We start from the raw sequence: 19,262 nt of genomic DNA, 5'->3' as shown, positions 1-19,262 counted from the left end.
AGAAACCGGAGGTTAGAAATTAGTATAAACTACGGATGAATCATCATGTTCTAACTTCTGGTTTCTAACATCTAATTTCTATATAAGTTGTTCCATACTGGAAACACTTTTATTTTTCTGATATTCTTCCAATTTTTTCCTGACAAATTTTAAAGCGATAGGAGCAAGGTAGATAAGAGCTGCGCCCACAAGTTTATTTTTCCAATTGGTACTTTTCATGTTTTTCTTTGCATAGTTACCTATGATGGCAGTAACTCCAAGCTTAACAAGGCTATCGGTAATATTTCCTTTAAAAGCTGAGCTGGCAAGACCAACGGCGGTATTTTTACTGATAAAAAGGTCTTTTACTTCTGAGGTAAGCTGCTTGGCAATAACATCTTTTCTGAGAACTACTTTTTCATCACCATCTTCATCTATTTTTTCCTGAAGATACTGGTCTGATAAACCATTGGTAAATGCACTTAGACTTTCTTTTGTGTTTTTAAAAGTAAGAAGGTTTTCAAGATCACTTATTTCATTTTGAAGCAGTTTTTTCTTTCTTCTTAATTCTTCTATACTTTCATATTTTCTGCCCATAACTTAATGATTTAAAAATTTAATAACCTGATCTGCAACAGTATTGACAATTTTACTTTTAAAGGCAATTACAAAAGCCATTATCAGCGCATAAAAAGCAGCAACAATTAAGAATCCATAGGAATAGTTATCCAATGCTTTTCCGATAAGAAATGCAATTCCAAAATTAAAAAGGATAATAAAAAAAGCAAAAGCAACAAGCAATACTACAAAGTAGGTAATGAGCCCGGCAGAAAGAGAAGACTTTTCAGTAGCTTCAATTTTCAGAAGATCTATTCTCTTCGAGGCGTATTCTTTAATAGTTTCTATCATTGTTTTTTTTTAAAGTTACAAAAAAAGGAACTTTCATACAAAAGTTCCTTCTTGTAATTTACTTAAAAAGATAAATTACTTATTTTTTTAGATCATTCAGTTCTGCTTCTACATCTTTTACTACATCTGCAGTTTTAGAAACAATCTGATCCTTATATTTGTCATATCCGTCTTTCACCGTGTGGGCAACGTTATTTGCTGTTTCTTTGAAGGTAGAAGAAATATTGCTGTACTGGTCTTTTACTTTTTCAGAAACCTCACCATACTTGTTTTTTGCCTGATCTTTAAGATCATTTGCTTTTGTTTTGATTTTCTTTCTGGTTTCCTTACCCTCTTCCGGCGCGTAAAGCATTCCTAAGATTACACCTGCCGCAGCACCTGCAAGAAGTCCTGCCAATATACCTGCTGTATTTTTTCCTTTTCTAGACATTTTAAGTTTTTTAAATTAATAATAGATTAGTTTTTATAGTAATAAAACTTACAATTTGTATACCAAAGGAGACTATATACTATTAAAAATTGTTAAAAATTTTGAATGTAAGAGAGAATAAGCTTTATTGTTTCCTCTTTGGTCAATGCAGAGTTGTCAATAATAATAGCATCATCAGCTTTTCTTAACGGAGCTATTTCGCGTTCACTGTCTATTTTATCCCTTTCTATAAGGTTTTGCTTTACCTGTTCTCTGTCTGCCTGAATTCCCAGACCGGACAGTTCGAGGAATCTCCTGTTGGTTCTTTCATCAATACTGGCCGTCAGAAAAAATTTATAGTCTGCATCTGGCAGAACTACTGTCCCTATGTCACGCCCGTCCATAATAACGCCTCCTTTTTCTGCCAAAGAGCGTTGGGATTGTAATAAAAAGTCCCTTACTTCTTTTTGTTTTGCAACGAGGCTTACATGATCCGAAACTTCATTCGAGCGAATTTCTTTAGAAATATCTGTATTATTAAGATAGAGAATAAGTATTCCATCGTGATTTTTAAACTCAAGTTCAATCTGGTGTAAGGAAGAGAAAAGCCTGTTCAAATCGATAGTACCTTTTTCATCGAGGCAATGTTGCAATGCATACCAGGTAATCCCTCTGTAAAGTGCTCCTGTATCCATATGGATAAGTCCCAGCTTATCTGCAATGATTTTGGAGATAGAACTTTTTCCGGTAGACGAGTACCCATCGATAGCTATTACAGGTTTTTTCATACTGCAAATTTCAAGATTTTTTTTAAAAAATCAAGAAAAGCGAAGAAAATTCTTGCTTATATTAAGATTTTCAGGGAAATAAAGTTATTCTCCTCTATGGCTTGAAAGGTCTACTGAAATTCCTATCTGGTTGACATTTGTTGAATTATGATATCTCACATGGGCATAGTCTATACGGAATCTTGATACTTTGACACCAAATCCTGCCGACAATCCTGAAAAATTTCTTTGATCTGCCACAGCCAGTTCATTTCCCCTTTTAACGTTATAGCCCAATCTGATATTGAAGTTTTTTTCCGGAAACAATTCCGCTCCTAAAGAGAAGTGATCTGCAATCTTTCTGCCCGCATTTACCTTTTGTCCTTCTACATTATATTCTGAAGAAATGTCAAACTTCTGAAGATCATGTGCTGTAATGGTAATGGCAAGAGGAAAGTTTTTGATGGTTTTGGTATACCCCAGGTCAACTCTGAAAGGAAGATTTTCCTTTACGCCGTTGAATGATTTCAGCTGAAATCCGAAATTCCTTAATACCAGGGAAAGAACTTCCTTGTTTTTTTTATTGTGATAGGTTACTCCTGCGGTTCCTGAGATGGCAGAAGAAGTGTAATTATCAATTTTTGAAGTAATAAAATTAATGCCTCCACCGATCGTCCAGTCCTCTTCAAACTGGTAAGCATAACCGGCACCAATGGCAACATCGGAAGCCTTGAATTCTCCGTTTTCAAAACCGCTTTCATCTGTTCTCGGGATACTACCATAGCTCATATACCGGGCATTGATGGTAGCCATATGACCATTTTCAAAGTCTTTAGCATAAGCAATCGTACCGTATTTTGAATCGGCAAGATACGCTGTAGCATTTACTGAAAGCTGTTTGTCAGAATCTTTATTCAACAGGGCCGGGTTTGCAATTGCAAAGGAAACATCATAATCTCTGACAGAAATTGCATCACCACCCAGGGCAGCTTGTCTTGCAGATACAGGTACATTTAAGAATGGATAAACATTTGTTCCCGTTTGCGCATAAGAAACAATTCCTGATAGAAATAATGAAAAAATGATAATTTTCTTCAATTCAATTTATAATTAATGCAAAAATAATCCTTTTTCGTACTTTTCAAAATATTTCTGACATTATTTGTGTGTAAATATTTTTCTTCTACCAATATTTTTAATGATTATATTTGCAAAATCAAATTTCAGAGAATCAAGTCTAGTAAAAAGCTATTTAAAAATAAAAGATGAAATATAAAAGAATCCTTCTAAAACTTAGTGGTGAGGCCTTAATGGGGAGCAGACAATACGGTATTGACAACGAAAGACTGCAGGAATATGCTGCAGAGATTAAGAAAGTAGTTGACAAAGGATGTGAAGTGGCTATCGTCATCGGAGGAGGAAATATTTTCCGTGGTGTTGCAGGAGCTGCCAAAGGAATGGACAGAGTACAGGGAGATTATATGGGGATGCTGGCAACTGTGATCAACGGCATGGCATTGCAAGGGGCTCTGGAAGATGCAGGAATCAAAACGAGACTTCAGTCTGCTATTGAAATGGATAAGGTAGCTGAGCCTTTTATCAAAAGAAGAGCAGTGAGACATCTTGAGAAAGGAAGAGTTGTAATTTTCGGTGCAGGAACAGGAAACCCTTATTTTACTACCGATACTGCTGCTACTTTAAGAGCAATCGAAATCGGAGCTGATGTCATCCTGAAAGGTACAAGAGTAGACGGAATCTACGACAGCGATCCTGAAAAGAATGCTGATGCTGTAAAATACAATTCATTGTCTTTCGATGAAGTATTTGAGAAAAATCTTAAAGTAATGGATATGACGGCATTTACTCTGAGCCACGAAAATAAGTTACCTATCATTGTATTCGATATGAATAAGGAAGGGAATTTAGAAAAAATTGTAGCAGGAGAGAATGTTGGAACTCTGGTAGACTTGTAACAAAGTCCAGTAACAGAAACAAGTTATAAAACTTATCATATTTTAGCCGCCGGACATAATCTTATGTCCGGCGGTTTTATTTTTGAAATAATAATTTTTTTGCCAGCGGATTGTTTTGGGCTTGCTCCGTATTGTTAAGGGATTTTGAGAATTTTTATATCAGATAAGGATAATAAAAGGATCATACAATAACAATGGATTATTTGGGAATTGTATTGTAACAGGATGTTGAATAAAAAAATAGACAAATTATACACTCTTTATATCAAAAACAATCATTATTTTTGCACCACTGAATACTGAAAACTCAGGAAATAAACTATTAAAAGAGCGTTTTGTGAAAATTAACAAGTTGATTTTCAGGCGTTATAAGCAATGTGTAATTTATCAAATTTTAATTATATAATGGAAGAATTAGATCTTATATTAGAATCTGTAAAGCAGGATATGGACGCAGCTGTAAAGCACCTGGATCATGCATTTCAAAGAATCAGAGCGGGACGTGCTTCTACAACTATGGTGCAGGATGTAATGGTAGAGTATTATGGAGCTCCTACTCCCATCAACCAGGTGGCCAATGTTTCTGTTCCGGATGCCATGACCATCTCTATTCAACCTTGGGACAGAACAGCAATTAATGCGATTGAAAAAGCTATTATCAATTCAAATTTAGGTTTTGCACCTTCCAATAACGGGGAAAATATTATTCTGAATGTTCCGCCTTTAACGGAGGAAAGAAGGAGAGAACTGGCAAAACAGGCTAAAGCAGAAGCTGAACAAACTAAAGTAACGGTGAGAAATGCAAGACAGGACGGTTTGAAAGAACTGAAAAAGCTGGAAGGTATTTCCGAAGATGTTATTAAAGGAGCAGAGGCTGATATCCAGGAGCTTACTGATAAATATGTAAAGCTTTGTGATGAGCATCTTAAGATAAAAGACGCTGAAATTATGAAAGTATAATTTTCAGTTTTAAAAAAACACAAGAGGTTCCGATGGGACCTCTTTTTTATTGTAAAATGCTGCAATCTTTATTGTATAGGAAGTTTTGATTTAAATGTAAATTGATTTATTAAAAGCAATAAAAAAAGATCCAGAAAATTCTGAATCTTTATTTTATCTAAATCACTGAGCAGCTACTGATATCTTTGATGTTCTTTGCTTTTTGAAAACCTTTTGGTAATAGGCTTAAATAACGCTTTGTATTTTTCGGCATCAAACAATTGTGAATCAGTAAGCGCTTTGTAGGTCATCCAGATTCCAAAAGGAAGAAGAATGAAGTTAGGCAGCCATGCAGCCAGGTAAGGATTCATTTTTCCGCTCCAGGACATGTTTTCCACTCCCACATTCATTACGTAGAAAATAATGAAAATAATGATGGCAATGATCACAGGAAGTCCCATACCTCCTTTACGGATGATGGAGCCTAAACTTGCCCCGATCAGGAAGAAGATGATACAGGTCACGGAATATGAAACAATTCTTTGCTGGTAGATAACTACTTTACTGAAGTATTTTACATTGGAGCTGAATTCATTTTTCTTGGTCTCCAATGTGCTTTTCAGATTTTCCAACCTGTTATAGGAATTGTAGATAATTTCCAGTTTTTTATCACCTTTTATGGTATCCAGTTTTATCTGTGCCTTCGGAGTCGCTTTATGTTTATTTCCTTTATCCATATAGCTTATCACAGAATTCGTTTGGCTCAGGACATCCGTTCCGATATTGTTGAAAAACATTTGGTTTTCCTTTTTGCTTTTGGCAATTGTCTGATTAAGCTGGTTATAGGTCTGGAAACGGTAGTCATCTGTGATTTGTTCTTTCTCGATGGCTTTATCAATGATCTCGCTTACATCAAAGTGGGAAACCAGTGTATCAAATTTGATGGCCTGATCAGGTTGTTTCAATCTTACATTTTCTCCTTTTCCTGCAAAATTATCTTCAAATACATATCCATTATAAAGCTCAAGCTTAAGAAAGTGACTATTAGCAGCCGGAACAAATTTACCCTTTTCTGCTACAATAGACTGCTGGTTTTCGTAAGTACTGGCTTTTCTATGAACAAACACCCCTTCAAGATTTTCCGCATTTTCTCCATGAATCTTATCGAATTTAACCATATACCCGGGAATCTGATCAATAAACTGTCCCGCAGTAAAATTCAGGGCAGGCTTGGTCTGGGCAATATTGAAAAGCATGTTTTTCGCCTTTTTCTGAAAATCGGGAATAATGTTGTTTGAAAAGAAAAAGAGAAGGATGGCCAGTATAGTAGCCACTCCCAGCAAAGGTGTCATTACCCTTGTAAGAGAAATCCCGGCGGCTTTCATTGCGGCAAGCTCATACCTTTCCCCAAATTCTCCAAAAGACATAATACTTGCCAGAAGAATGGTGAGGGGGAGTACCATACTGATAACGCTGATCCCAAGATAAAACAAAAGTTTAATGATTTGCCAGTAGCTCAGCCCTTTTCCCATAAACTGACCTAACTGAACCCAGATAATGTTTACAATAAAAATGAAAAACAATACACTGAATATAAAGAAAAATGGTCCAAAAAAGGTCTTTATGATATATCGGTCTAGTATTTTTAACATGCGCCAAAATTAATCAAAAAGCCACAAAGTTGTACTTGCGGCTTTTATATTTTGTTATTTTTTTCTAAAGTAAAACTGTAAAAAGGCTTGTTTGCCCATTTGCGGTTTTGTGTAACGTTCTCTAAAGTTCTGTAATTACGTAGTTTTTAAACTTATTTTTGTCAAAAACAAACATATTGGGATCCAGATTCTGGTTTTCTTTATATTCCTTAATTGCTATTACTGCTACATCTTTATTATTTCCGTGCTGTTCCAGTTTTACCATCTGTTTTTTTGCTGAATCTACAAAAAGGTAAACGTACTTTATCCCGTTGGCTTTTACAGGAGTCAGTTTAATGAAATCTGCATTCACGCCATTTACCATTTTCTTTCCGTTGTATGTTACATTATAGTCGTTTCTATAGGTTGTAAGATAATTGATAGGGGAGAACATGGCACTGTTTCCGTTAGGTTTTGCAATGGTTACTTCCATATCATCAGCATTGATGTTATAGATTTTACTTCCGTCAAAGATCTGCTCGGTATCCATGATTTTCAGTTTGTATTTGTCCCCGGCAATATAATAAATACCCGGTTCGGTTTTAGTAACCTGCCCGTTCAGGCCGCTTCCAAAAGAAAATTTGAAGTAAGAATTCTTTTTAGAATTGTAATTGGCTGTAATGTCATCCAATATCTTTTTGGCTTTTGCATCTATTTTCTGAGCATTGGCCATGCTTACTGCACCTACAACAAAACTTCCTAATATAACTTTTGAAATAATATTTTTCATTTTTCTTATTTAATAATCTTAGATATTTTCAAACTTTAAAGGTTAAACCTTAAGTTTTTCCCTTTAGCTACGCAGATCTTCCAAAAACTGTTCCAAAGAGTGCAGGTCGCTGATCAGCACCTCTCTGGCCTTGGCTCCATTAAATCCTCCTACAATACCACTTGCTTCCAGCTGATCCATAATTCTTCCGGCTCTGTTGTATCCCAATTTCAGCTGTCTCTGTAACATGGATGTGGAACCTTGCTGCGTAGAAACAATAATCCTTGCTGCTTCCTCAAACAGGGCATCCTTTTCATTAGGGTCAAAAGTACCTGCTGAACTTGTAGCATCCTCAGAAACATATTCAGGAAGAAGGAATGCTGATGAATATCCTTTTTGCTCGCCGATATACTCTGCAATTCTTTCTACCTCCGGGGTATCTACAAAGGCACATTGAAGTCTTAATATCTCATTTCCGTTAAAGTAAAGCATATCCCCTTTACCGATAAGCTGATCTGCTCCCGGGGAATCGAGAATTGTTCTTGAGTCCACACTGGAAATTACCCTGAAGGCAGCCCTTGCAGGGAAGTTGGCTTTGATCATTCCGGTAATAACATTCACAGACGGCCTTTGAGTGGCTACGATCAGGTGGATTCCCACAGCTCTCGCAAGCTGGGCCAGTCTGGCAATTGGTAATTCCACTTCTTTACCGGCGGTCATAATAAGGTCTGCAAACTCATCCACTACCAGAACGATGTAAGGCAGGAAACGGTGGCCGTTTTCAGGGTTTAATTTTCTTTCTGCAAATTTTTTGTTGTATTCTTTCAGGTTTTTACAGAAAGCATTTTTAAGGAGATCATACCGGGTGTCCATTTCAATACATAAAGAATTTAATGTATTGATTACTTTATTGGTATCTGTAATGATTGCTTCTTCCGCGTCCGGTAATTTTGCTAAATAATGTCTTTCAATTTTTGAATATAAAGAAAGCTCTACCTTTTTAGGGTCTACCATTACGAATTTAAGCTCACTTGGATGCTTTTTATAAAGAAGGGAAGTAAGGATAGCATTGATCCCGACTGATTTACCTTGTCCCGTTGCTCCGGCCATCAATAAGTGAGGCATTTTTGAAAGGTCAGCCATGAAAATTTCATTGGAAATGGTTTTTCCGAAAACCACCGGAAGGTCCATATCCGTATTTTGAAACTTGTGTGACGCAATCACGGAACGCATAGAAACCATGGTTGGATTTTTTCTTGGTACTTCAATACCAATAGTTCCTTTTCCGGGCATTGGGGCAATAATTCTGATTCCTAAAGCGGAAAGATTCAGCGCAATATCATCCTGTAGCTTTTTAATGGCAGCTACTCTGATTCCTGCTTCGGGAACTATTTCATATAAAGTAACTGTAGGGCCAATCGTTGCTTTGATCTCTGCAATTCCTACGTTGAAATTTTTCAACAGGCCTACAATTTTATTTTTATTTTCTTCTAACTCTTCTTTGTTGATAGAGATTTCTTCACTTCCATAATCTTTCAATAAGTCTACAGGAGGCATCTGGAAATTAGCAAGATCCAGTTTATGATCATAAAGGCCATGTTTTTCTACCAGCTCCTGTGATTTTTTGTCCGTATCATCCAGAATGTCTACTACCGGAGCCACTTCCACATTGAATTTAATATTTTCCTGTGCAGGGGATACAGATGGGACAGTCTGAGAAGGCCTGATATCAAAAGCTTCTTCAGGAGTAGAAACCGGAACGCCGGGTTTGGTATTCAGGTGTAAGCTGACAGGCACAGGCTCGGAAACCTCCTTTGGCTCGCTTTCAAAAGAAGTATGGTTAGGTGTTGTAATAGTTTCTATATCTGCAGAGACCGGAACTTCAGGGAATCCTTTCGGGGGATTGACAGGTTCAGGTGTTTTTATTTTAGGACGGTTATCCGACGCATCTGTTACTGTAACGTTCGGGGTAACTTCATCAATCTCTTCCTTCAGTTCTTCATCGGCTTCAAAATCCTCATCGGAATCTGGCATCATTGATTTTACTTTGCCAATTGTATTTTCGTTGAGCTTGTTTAATTTTGCTTTGATAGAGCTTGGACGAAGGTTAAATTCCAGGATGAAATATAAAATAATACTTGCAGCCAGAACAGTCCATAAACCTACTGTTCCGATAATAGCATTAAGATAATCCATGATTTGATATCCATATACGCCACCTAAAACCCCCTGACCTTTCGTAAGGGCACCCATGAAAATAGGGAGCCAGCAAATGAAAAACAAAGAATGTCCGATTGTTTTCCAGGGTTTGAATATTTTCTTTTTAAGGATGAGAGTTCCTACAACCAGAAACAAAAATGCAATAATGAATGAAGCAATACCTATGCTTTCGAATATGAATATATTGCCCAGCCAGTCACCGGCTTTGCCGAAAATGTTGGAAGATTTTATACTCTTATCAAGCATGGTTCCTGCCTGACTTTGATCTGCCTTCCAGTTCATCAGATAGGAGATAAACGAAAATGTAAGAACCACAGAGAAAAGTATAAAAGTAAGCCCGAAAAATATGCGTGGCTTAGATAAAATTCTGCCTTTTTCAGGCGATTCAGTCGTTTTTTTTTGTGTCTTTTTATCCATAATATCAATGGGACAAATTTAATGTTTTTTCCATACTAAAAGAATCTTTTTTCTTCAAAAACATTTTGTAATTCCCGCTTTTACTACAACTATTAAAATTAATCAGAAAAATAAATAAAGGTTATTTTTTTATTCAGTCTTAAATTGATTGATTTTCTAAATGTAATAAAGTTTTAATAAAAACCATAGTAAATAGTAATAAATGAACGTAAATAAAATAAAACAACGAAAAATATTAATATAATTTCAAATGCCTACTTGTGAATTTTCATTATTTTATGGTATATTTTATTAATAATTATGTTAATTTTTAATAATTTATTATGTATTTGTTAAAAAAATAAATTATATTTGTGTATCTATGCTTGGTCAATGTAGAAAGTCAATCTCTAAATAAAAACGAATGAAAAAAATACAAAATACCTTCTATAATATTGTATTGACATACTGATAACAAATAGAGCTATTAGCTTCAACGGCTGTTTTTATTATTTTTTTATTTCCTCTTAGTTGTTATTAGAAGAAACAGCAATTCTAACCTTAATAAAAAACAATATTTTAAAAACGTTACATCAATGAAAAAACAATTTTATTTTGTATTTCTGGTGTGTGGTACGATGCTCTGGGCACAATCTCCGGGTGGTGTCTCTAATAATTTGCAGATATGGGTAAAAGCAGATGCGGGTACAGGTACCACAACAGATAATACACAGGTTCCCATCTGGATTAATCAGAAAACAGGCGGAGTGAATGGTATCGCCAATCAGGGGATACCCGGCAACTATGCAGATCCTGGTGCCGGTGCAAGACCTGTTTACCGGGCAGCGTCTTCCATTCCAAGCTTCAATTTTAATCCTGCCATTCAAATTGTCAGTACGGACGGCTATAGGTCCGGATATAAATTTCCCTTAGGTTTTCCGGATAATTCAACCAATGCACTTACTTCATATACCCATCTTACCAGGACTACTTCCGGTGTTTACAGATCGGTATTTGTGATGAACGGGGTGACCCAAAACTCTAATACGACCTCAATAGCCGGGGTGTGGCAGTCTCCTTTTTTTGGAACGCAAAACGACCGTCCGGAGTTCTATAATGAGAAAGAATCGGGAGATGTATTCTTTGGCACCAATAGCATCAGTACCGTCGGAAGTAATGTACCCAGTATACAGTCTTACTATAATAGTGTATCGGGTGGTAATATGAATTACTTGTTTGATAATAATGGCTTGCTCTACGGACAGCCTTCCAATAATGTATCCTCTACCGGTAATTATCCGGGAATGGTTCTTCTGATGGAGAATGACGGAGGTAACGGCAGTACTTCGCTGGCAGGAGACCGGATCGGGGAATTTATTTTATATTCAGGAACCCAGACTCCAGCCGAAAGGCAAAGGGTTAATTCCTATCTTGCTTATAAATACGGGATCACATTGGATCAAAGCACCGCGCAAAGTTACATTGCATCTGATGGGACTACGAAAATGTGGGATCATACTGCAACGGCGGCCAATACTTTTAATAACAATATTGCAGGAATTGGAAAAGATGACGGATCTGGTCTTCATCAAAAGCAATCTAATTCTGTAAATACAGACAGGGCTCAGGTAGTGATTGCTGCAGGTAATTTTGCCACATCCAATGAAGCCAACACCAGTAACCTGGCTAATCTGCAATTTTTAAGCTGGGGTGATAACGGGCTGAGAAGAGGATATAATGTTCCCATTGTCCCACCGACAGGAAAGATGGCCAATTACAGAATGGATGCTATATGGAAAGTACAGCGTTCTCCCGGTTTTACCCAACCGGTTACCGTAGCTTTTCCTGCCAGCCCCATTAATACAATATATTTTATAAGATCTGTAGATGCTGTTTTTGATGCCACGGATACATGGGTTCCTTTAACGGTGACAACAGTGAATGGAGTTAGCTATGTACAAACTCCTGCCAATATAGATTTCTCTAACACGGATGGAGAATATTTCACATTTTCCACTTTTGTTGTAGGACCGGGAGGAGTAGACAGTGATTTGAGAATCTGGCTGAGGGCGGATAAAAGTTTTGCACCCAATCTATGGAAAGATCAGTCTGTAGCAGGGAATGATTTTACACAAACTAATTCAGCAAGACAACCAGTTATTGTAACAGCAGATCCTAAACATAACTTTAATCCTTCTGTGGATTTTGGAGATGCAACGGCAGCTGGAGCAAAATTTATGGTGGTACCTACCGGAAAACCTTATTCTGCCAATGGTCTGAATTCATCATTTTTTATGATGGTCAATTCCAGAAGTTTTGGTACGAGTACTTATAATGAATACTTTGGTTTTGGAGGAACCACACCCACGGCTACACTTACAGAAGCAAATTGGCCATCCTATACGAATTACGGAACTACCGGAACGATGGAGGTCTGGCCTTATGCTGTTTCTACAATGCCCAGGGTGAAAAACAAGACTCATCTCACAGATTATTCCTATACAATCGGAAGCTCAATTACTTATGGTCTGGATGGACAAAGCCAGGGAAGCTCCAGTACCGTAGCGGTAGGATATAGTCAAACAGCAAATGGTGCCATTTTAGGAAGTCAGCCTTCTTATTTTCCGGACTCAGATATAGGTGAAGCAATTGGATACGAGAGAGAGTTATCTGCCATGGAAAAACAAAGGGTACGATCTTATCTTGCTGTTAAATATGGGGTTACCCTGAAGCAACCACAGGATTATATTGCTTCCGACCAGACAACCGTTACCTGGAACTCCGGCCTGAATGCGCTTTTCAATAATAATATTTTTGGTATGGCAAAAGATGACGTGACGATTTTGGACCAGGCTATTTCTAACAGTGTCAATACTGAGAATAACATTATGCTTACTATATCAAACACTAATAATTTTGTTTTGCCTAATACTGATCCAAGCAGGGTTACTTTTCTACAGGATAAAACCTTCCTGATGATAGGTGATAATAACAACGGGGCACAAACTCTTGTAAATTACGGGGCAACAGGAAAAATTATCCAGAGGTCATGGCTGGCGCAAAGAACCAATAATACAGGAACTACCTGGCTGCAGGCTGATCTTTCCGGTTATAGCAGTATTGTTGCTACTGATAGAGCATATATGGTAGTGGCTGATGACAGTAGCTTTACACAAAACGTACAGCTCATTCCTGCGACTACCTTTACCGGAGGAAAAGCAGTATTCAGATATGCATTCCCGGCAAACAAATATTTTACTTTTGGAGTTAATCTTGAATCCTACTGTACCAAAGATCCTGCAACGGGAACTCCTGATGCCTATACAAAAATAGGAATTACAGGGCAGACTGATATGCAGGCAGGATGGCCAGGAAATATTCCAAACGGATTTATGGCTCTTGAATCCAGAAATAGAGGAATGGTAATAACCAGAACTACTTCTGCAAGCATAACAATACCGGTAGAGGGAATGCTGATCTATGATACGACAGACAAATGTTTTAAATTGTATAATGGTACTGCGTGGAAATGCATAACAAGGTCTTGTAATGATTAAGCTGAATATCAAAAAAGATAAAACAACGAAATGAAAAATATAATCATAATAATAGGGCTGTTCTTTGCGGCATCAGTGCCTGCTCAGATGGCAGTGGAAAAAAACCAGGCTGATGGGGACGGACTCCTGGATTTTGCAGCCAATACTACAAAGGGCATTTTATTGCCTATTGTGGAAACACTACCTGCAAATGCGGTAGGAGGAACTCTTTTAATGGACAGAAACGACCAGATCCTGAAGATGAACGTGGAGTCTTCATGGATGCCTTTAAGTGATACAGGATCTGTTGCCGGTGTCACATTTAATACCAGTGGGGAAATCCCGGGAGATAATAGAATCATTATGGGGGCTCCCACCTCGGTTGCTCCGGGAGTTTTAGTACTGGAATCGCCTAATAAGGCTTTGGTACTGCCTAAAATAGCAAATCCGCATATTAATGTCAAAAGTCCATATCCTGGAATGATATGTTATGATACGGTGAGTAAATCTATGGCAGTGTTTGATGGATTAAAGTGGAGTTACTGGAAGTAACATGAGTATACAAAATAATAAAGTGACCGGGAATATCTTTCCGGTCTTTTTTATTGGAACTTACATAAATACAGGACAGAGATCTTTTTTGAACTAGTTCAAAGGCCGGGAAAAATAACTGCTGTAATTTTGTCATATACAATTCAGACATGAAAAATATTTTCAAAAAAATCATTGTTTTATCCCTTGTTTTTATTTCATTAACCTCAATTAAAGCACAGCAAAAAATGACAACAGACAACACTGCATTACTGATTATCGATGTACAGAATGATTATTTCCCGGGAGGAAAAATGCCACTGGAAGGCTCTGAACAGGCAGGTAAGAATATCCGGCAGCTTTTAGACGAATTCAGAAAGAATAAGCTTCCGGTGATTCATATCCAGCACATTGCAACTAATGAAGGAGCAGATTTTTTTATTCCCAACACCGCCGGAGCTGAGATACACCATTTAGTTTCTCCGGAAGCTGATGAAAAGATAATCACGAAACACTTTCCCAATAGTTTCAGAGAAACCGGTCTTTTAGAGTATTTGCATTCAAAAAAGATTAAAAATCTGATTATTACAGGCATGATGACAGACGTATGTGTAGCTTCTACAACCAGGGCCGCTTTTGATTTTGGCTTCAACAATGTGGTTATTGGTGATGCTACTGCGACCAGAGACAGGGAGCTGGAAGGACAGGTTGTAAAAGCTGCAGAGGTACAAAGATCTTTTTTGGCAGGATTGTCTGCTTTAGGAAATCTTTATGCTGAAATTGTCAGTACAAAAGATTTTTTAAACGGGAAATAGGCCATTAATGCGGAGAATAACTCATAAAGGTATCAATAATATTGGTATCTTTATTTTTGTTTTACAAACTTATGTACAATCTACTTTATAAAAATATCAGCAGGTATATCAATCTTCCGGAAGAAAATTTTAAACAATTTGCCGATTTGTTTCAGTTTAAAAAAATTAAGAGAAAAGAGATGGTTCTTAAAGAAGGAGAGTACTGTCTGTTTGAAGGATTTGTTCAGGAAGGATGTTTTAAGGTATATTATTTGAATGAAAACGGTTTTGAGCAAACCTTATACTTTGCTGTTGAAGGATGGTGGATTACGGACCTGGATAGTCTTATCAATCATGTTCCGTGCACGCTTAATATTGAAGCTATCGAAGACAGTGAGGTTCTGATGATTTCAAAAAAAGATAAAGAATACCTGTATGAAACAATGCCTCAGGTAGAAAAGCTTTTCAGGATAATGAACCAGCAATCATCGGTAGCGCTTCAAAGGAGAATCCTTTCTTTAACCGGTAAAACAGCGGATAAACGGTACCTGGAATTCCTGGAAAAATACCCGGGTCTGGAACAAAGGCTTACCCAGCAGCAGGTAGCTTCTTATTTGGGAATTACCCATGAATTTTTAAGTAAAATCAGGAGAAAACTCCTTTAATAAAAGTAGAAATACTGTCGCGATTTTTTTTTACAAAAGTTTGAGGAGGAGAGCAAAAAGCAGCTGATGAATCATAAATTATTTTTAATCAGAAACTATTGTTTTCTTGTTTGATTTTCGTCAGGCATTGAAAATTCAACTTAAACTGTTTCAGAAATTTCAAACTAGAGATTATAATAGGAAATAGGATGTCTCGATCATCCGGATAGATAATATAAATCTATATTTTTTCGAATTTTCAAAATGAATTTTCTTTAATGATTTTGCTGTTATTAAGAATGATTCAAAATAAGCAAAACTCATTCCAAAATGATAAAAAACAGCTTTTTTTCAGCACTTTGTAGTTTATCATCCTTATTTTTGCATGTCAAGTATAAATAAATCATGAAGAAGCTCCAAGATATTCTTATCTCAACCAGGACAATGGCTGTATTGTTGCTGGTGTACGCATTTGCGATGGCTTATGCAACGTTCTTAGAAAACGACTACGGAACTCCTACAGCAAAAGCATTAATTTATGAGGCAAAATGGTTCGAACTGATCATGGTCCTGCTCATTCTCAACTTCATAGGAAATATCGGAAGATACAGACTCTGGAAAAAGGAAAAATGGCCGGTTCTGGTTTTTCACCTTGCCTTTGTTTTCATTTTTATTGGAGGTGCTATTACCAGATACATCAGTTTTGAAGGTACCATGCACATCAGAGAAGGAGAAACTTCCAACGAAATCGTAACAGATAAAAATTTTTTTAAGATCCAGATTGAAGAAAAAGGAGATGTTCTCAATTATCAGGATGTTCCTTACCTGATGTCTCCGTTACATAAAGATTTCAAAGCAACCTATGACTTCCACGGAAAAGAAATAAAAGTATTTGCTAAAGAATACATTCAAAGAAAAAAAGACAGTCTGCTGGCTGAACCTAACGGTACAGAATATCTTCACCTTGTTTCTACAGGAAATACAGGAAGACAGAATATTTACATCAAACCGGGAGAGACAAAGTCTATCAACGGAACCCTGGTAACCTTTAACAGGGCAATTGATGGCGCTGTTGAATTCAAAAATGAAGGAGGGAAACTATTCATCAAAACTCCTGTAGATGCAAGCTATATGACCATGGCTACGCAAGCGACAGGAAATACGAAAAAAGATGAGTTCCAGCCTTTGGCATTGAGAAGTCTATATACCATTAACGAACTGAAACTGGTAGTTCCGGAAGGGCTTAAAAAAGGAAAGCTGATGGCTATTGAAGGAGACAGAAAGAAAGATGTTAACGTTCCGGATATGCTTCAGATCGAAATCCAGGGACCGAAAACAAAACAGATTGTAGATCTTTCTGTAGAAAAAGGCAACCCGAATGCGTATAAGCAGGTAACAATGGACGGTTTAAACATAATGGTAGGATTCGGGCCAAAAATATACAATACTCCTTTTGCTTTGAAACTGGATGATTTCGTAATGGAAACCTATCCGGGAAGTTCTTCACCAAGTGCTTACGAAAGTCACGTGAAAATCATTGATGAAGGAAAAGAAACCCCTTATAAAATCTATATGAACCACGTTCTGAATCATAAAGGGTACCGTTTCTTCCAGTCAAGCTTTGATCCTGACAGAATGGGAACCGTACTGTCTGTAAACCATGATTATTGGGGAACTTTAATTTCCTATATCGGATACGGAATGTTGTTTTTAGGAATGTTTGTGATTTTCTTCTGGAAAGGAACCCATTTCTGGAAATTAAATAAAATGCTGGCTGATGCTAATAAAAAGAAAGCAAAAGCTGTAACAATAGTACTATTATTCCTGAGTATAGGTTTGCAGGCGCAAAAGATTGAAACTCACGGGACCACAGACGGAAGCAGGGAACATATCCATGTAGAAGGCGACGGACACACGCATGCTCCTGCACCGGAAGCACAGTCAAGCCAAAATACTACCCCTAAACAAAATTCCCTGGCTGCTCCGCTGAGCAAAATGAGATCTATTTCTCCTGATGAGATCATCGCCAGAAATAAAATCAGCAAGGAACATGCTGACAAATTCGGATATCTTTTGGTTCAGAGTTTTGAGGGAAGAATTGTTCCTATCAATACAGAAGCGCTGGATGTTTTAAGAAAACTATACAAAAAGGACAAATTCAAAGGAACAGACGGAAAATACCTTACTGCCAACCAGTGGTTCCTTTCAGTAAATACAGATACACCAAGCTGGACAATGGTGCCTATGATCAAAGTAGGACCCAAAGGCGGAGACGAACTGAAAAATAAGACAAAAGCCAATGATGACGGATATACTTCGTTAATGAATCTTTTCCCGGCAGATGCCAATGGAAATTTAACGTATATCCTGGAACATGATTATAATACGGCTTTCCGTAAAAAACCGGCTGAACAGACGAATTATGATAAAGAAGTAATTGCCGTAAATGAAAGGGTTCAGATCTTTAATGAATTCTTCAGCGGACAATTTATGAGAATCGTTCCTGTGAAAAATGATGCCAATCATACATGGCATTCATGGCTGGATCAGAAATTTGAGCCGGATATGGAATCCCAGCAGGTAATGGGGCCTTATTTCGCAGAAGTTTTGGCAGCGCAGAAAACAGGAGACTGGAGCAAGGCCGATGCTGAATTGATTAAACTTTCAGATTATCAGCAAAAATGGGGTAAAGCGGTTGTTCCTGCTAAATCCAAAGTGGACCTTGAAGTCTTTATGAATAAAGCGGATATCAATTTTAAATTATTGATTTTCTATACGCTGGTTGGAGGACTTCTTTTGATCCTGGGATTTGTTGAATTATTCAGACCAAGCAAAATATTAAACAAGATTATCAAAACGATTATCGCCATTGGGTTAATCGGGTATACCTGTCATTTTCTGGGTCTTGTTGCGAGATGGTATATCTCAGGGCATGCTCCTTGGAGTAACGGATATGAAGCAATTATCTTTATCTCCTGGGTGGGGATTACTGCAGGTTTAATTCTTTACCGAAATTCCAACGCATTGATTCCTGCATCCGGATTTATGGTTGCGGTAATTATGATGGGGTTTGCACACGGAGGTTCAGCACTTGATCCGCAGATTACACCGCTTGTTCCGGTATTGAAGTCCTATTGGCTGATTGTTCACGTAGCTATTATTACATCAAGCTATGGTTTCTTCGCCTTGTCGATGATTATTGCTGTGATCTCATTGGTGTTCTATATTATTTCCAATAAAGAAACCTATAAAATCCACCATGATACTACCCTGAAGGAATTGGTTATCGTTTCCGAAATGTCACTGACAATAGGTCTTTTTGCTCTAACCGTTGGGAACTTCTTAGGAGGAATCTGGGCTAATGAATCCTGGGGAAGATACTGGAGCTGGGATCCTAAAGAAACATGGGCATTCATCTCAATTATGGTTTATGCTTTTGTATTGCATATGAGACTGGTGCCGGGGTTAAGAAGCAGATGGGCCTTTCACGTAGCGACCATGTTTGCATTCTGCTCTATGGTAATGACTTATTTTGGAGTGAATTATTACCTGAGCGGGCTCCATTCTTATGCCGCAGGAGATCCGGTACCGGTGCCGGCTTGGGTATACATTGGAATCTCAACAATGATTCTTCTGGCAGCCCTGTCTTATTTCAAGTTTAAAAATTTAACGAAGAAATAATCTTTAAAATATAATTACTAAATCCTGGAAGTTTACTTCCGGGATTTTTTTTGCATATATAAATAAGGTATGTTACTTTCACTT

15 protein-coding genes are annotated in these 19,262 nt (G+C 37.4%); 7 read left to right on the top strand and 8 right to left on the bottom strand.

Annotated elements, in window-relative coordinates; translation table 11 throughout:
- Positions 1–78: 78 nt before the first annotated feature.
- From OK18_RS18010 to porQ, 5 genes are all read right to left on the bottom strand, one after another.
- A complete protein-coding gene (locus OK18_RS18010) occupies positions 79–576 on the bottom strand; it encodes a hypothetical protein (RefSeq protein ID WP_053328908.1) in 498 nt (165 codons plus the stop codon).
- A 3-nt stretch (positions 577–579) separates the two neighbouring features.
- A complete protein-coding gene (locus tag OK18_RS18005; RefSeq protein ID WP_050020929.1) occupies positions 580–888 on the bottom strand; it encodes a phage holin family protein in 309 nt (102 codons plus the stop codon).
- Positions 889–967: 79 nt separating this feature from the next.
- Positions 968–1,318, bottom strand: coding sequence for a YtxH domain-containing protein (locus OK18_RS18000; RefSeq protein WP_050020930.1), 351 nt, complete (start codon positions 1,316–1,318; stop codon positions 968–970).
- Between the two features lie 92 nt (positions 1,319–1,410).
- Positions 1,411–2,085 (bottom strand): (d)CMP kinase, encoded by a 675-nt coding sequence (cmk, locus tag OK18_RS17995; protein WP_050020931.1) that lies wholly within the window; start codon positions 2,083–2,085, stop codon positions 1,411–1,413.
- A gap of 84 nt (positions 2,086–2,169) precedes the next feature.
- Complete coding sequence (gene porQ / locus OK18_RS17990; RefSeq protein ID WP_050020932.1) at positions 2,170–3,162, bottom strand: type IX secretion system protein PorQ; 993 nt, start codon at positions 3,160–3,162, stop codon at positions 2,170–2,172.
- 167 nt (positions 3,163–3,329) lie between these two features.
- Here porQ and pyrH point away from each other — a divergent pair, with 167 nt between their 5' ends.
- Together pyrH and frr are read left to right on the top strand one after the other, a co-directional pair.
- On the top strand, positions 3,330–4,037 hold the full coding sequence (gene pyrH, locus OK18_RS17985) for a UMP kinase (RefSeq protein WP_050020933.1): 708 nt from the start codon (positions 3,330–3,332) through the stop codon (positions 4,035–4,037).
- Between the two features lie 405 nt (positions 4,038–4,442).
- Positions 4,443–4,997: a ribosome recycling factor gene (frr, locus tag OK18_RS17980; protein WP_053328907.1), complete on the top strand. Its 555-nt coding sequence runs from the start codon at positions 4,443–4,445 to the stop codon at positions 4,995–4,997.
- A gap of 173 nt (positions 4,998–5,170) precedes the next feature.
- Here the strand turns inward: frr and OK18_RS17975 are convergent, their stop codons facing one another.
- From OK18_RS17975 to OK18_RS17965, 3 genes are all read right to left on the bottom strand, one after another.
- A complete protein-coding gene (locus tag OK18_RS17975; protein WP_050020935.1) occupies positions 5,171–6,628 on the bottom strand; it encodes an LptF/LptG family permease in 1,458 nt (485 codons plus the stop codon).
- A gap of 121 nt (positions 6,629–6,749) precedes the next feature.
- Positions 6,750–7,397, bottom strand: a complete 648-nt coding sequence (locus OK18_RS17970) for a LolA family protein (RefSeq protein ID WP_053328906.1) — start codon at positions 7,395–7,397, stop codon at positions 6,750–6,752.
- A 63-nt stretch (positions 7,398–7,460) separates the two neighbouring features.
- Complete coding sequence (locus OK18_RS17965) at positions 7,461–10,013, bottom strand: FtsK/SpoIIIE family DNA translocase (RefSeq protein WP_053328905.1); 2,553 nt, start codon at positions 10,011–10,013, stop codon at positions 7,461–7,463.
- Between the two features lie 575 nt (positions 10,014–10,588).
- On the opposite strand from OK18_RS17965, the gene OK18_RS17960 reads away from it, so the two are divergent.
- From OK18_RS17960 to ccsA, 5 genes are all read left to right on the top strand, one after another.
- A complete protein-coding gene (locus tag OK18_RS17960; RefSeq protein ID WP_156173325.1) occupies positions 10,589–13,549 on the top strand; it encodes a hypothetical protein in 2,961 nt (986 codons plus the stop codon).
- Between the two features lie 30 nt (positions 13,550–13,579).
- Complete coding sequence (locus OK18_RS17955; protein WP_050020938.1) at positions 13,580–14,080, top strand: hypothetical protein; 501 nt, start codon at positions 13,580–13,582, stop codon at positions 14,078–14,080.
- Between the two features lie 227 nt (positions 14,081–14,307).
- Positions 14,308–14,874 (top strand): cysteine hydrolase family protein, encoded by a 567-nt coding sequence (locus OK18_RS17950; RefSeq protein ID WP_053329425.1) that lies wholly within the window; start codon positions 14,308–14,310, stop codon positions 14,872–14,874.
- Between the two features lie 71 nt (positions 14,875–14,945).
- On the top strand, positions 14,946–15,518 hold the full coding sequence (locus tag OK18_RS17945; protein ID WP_053328903.1) for a Crp/Fnr family transcriptional regulator: 573 nt from the start codon (positions 14,946–14,948) through the stop codon (positions 15,516–15,518).
- Positions 15,519–15,902: 384 nt separating this feature from the next.
- Positions 15,903–19,178 carry a cytochrome c biogenesis protein CcsA gene (gene ccsA / locus OK18_RS17940; RefSeq protein WP_053328902.1) on the top strand — a complete coding sequence of 1,092 codons (3,276 nt, stop codon included), beginning with the start codon at positions 15,903–15,905 and terminating at the stop codon, positions 19,176–19,178.
- Positions 19,179–19,262 lie beyond the last annotated feature (84 nt).

Source organism: Chryseobacterium gallinarum, from assembly GCF_001021975.1.
Taxonomy (GTDB): Bacteria; Bacteroidota; Bacteroidia; order Flavobacteriales; family Weeksellaceae; genus Chryseobacterium; species Chryseobacterium gallinarum.
The sequence above is the reverse complement of the archived record's forward strand: the minus strand, read 5'-3'. Positions and strand labels throughout refer to the sequence as shown.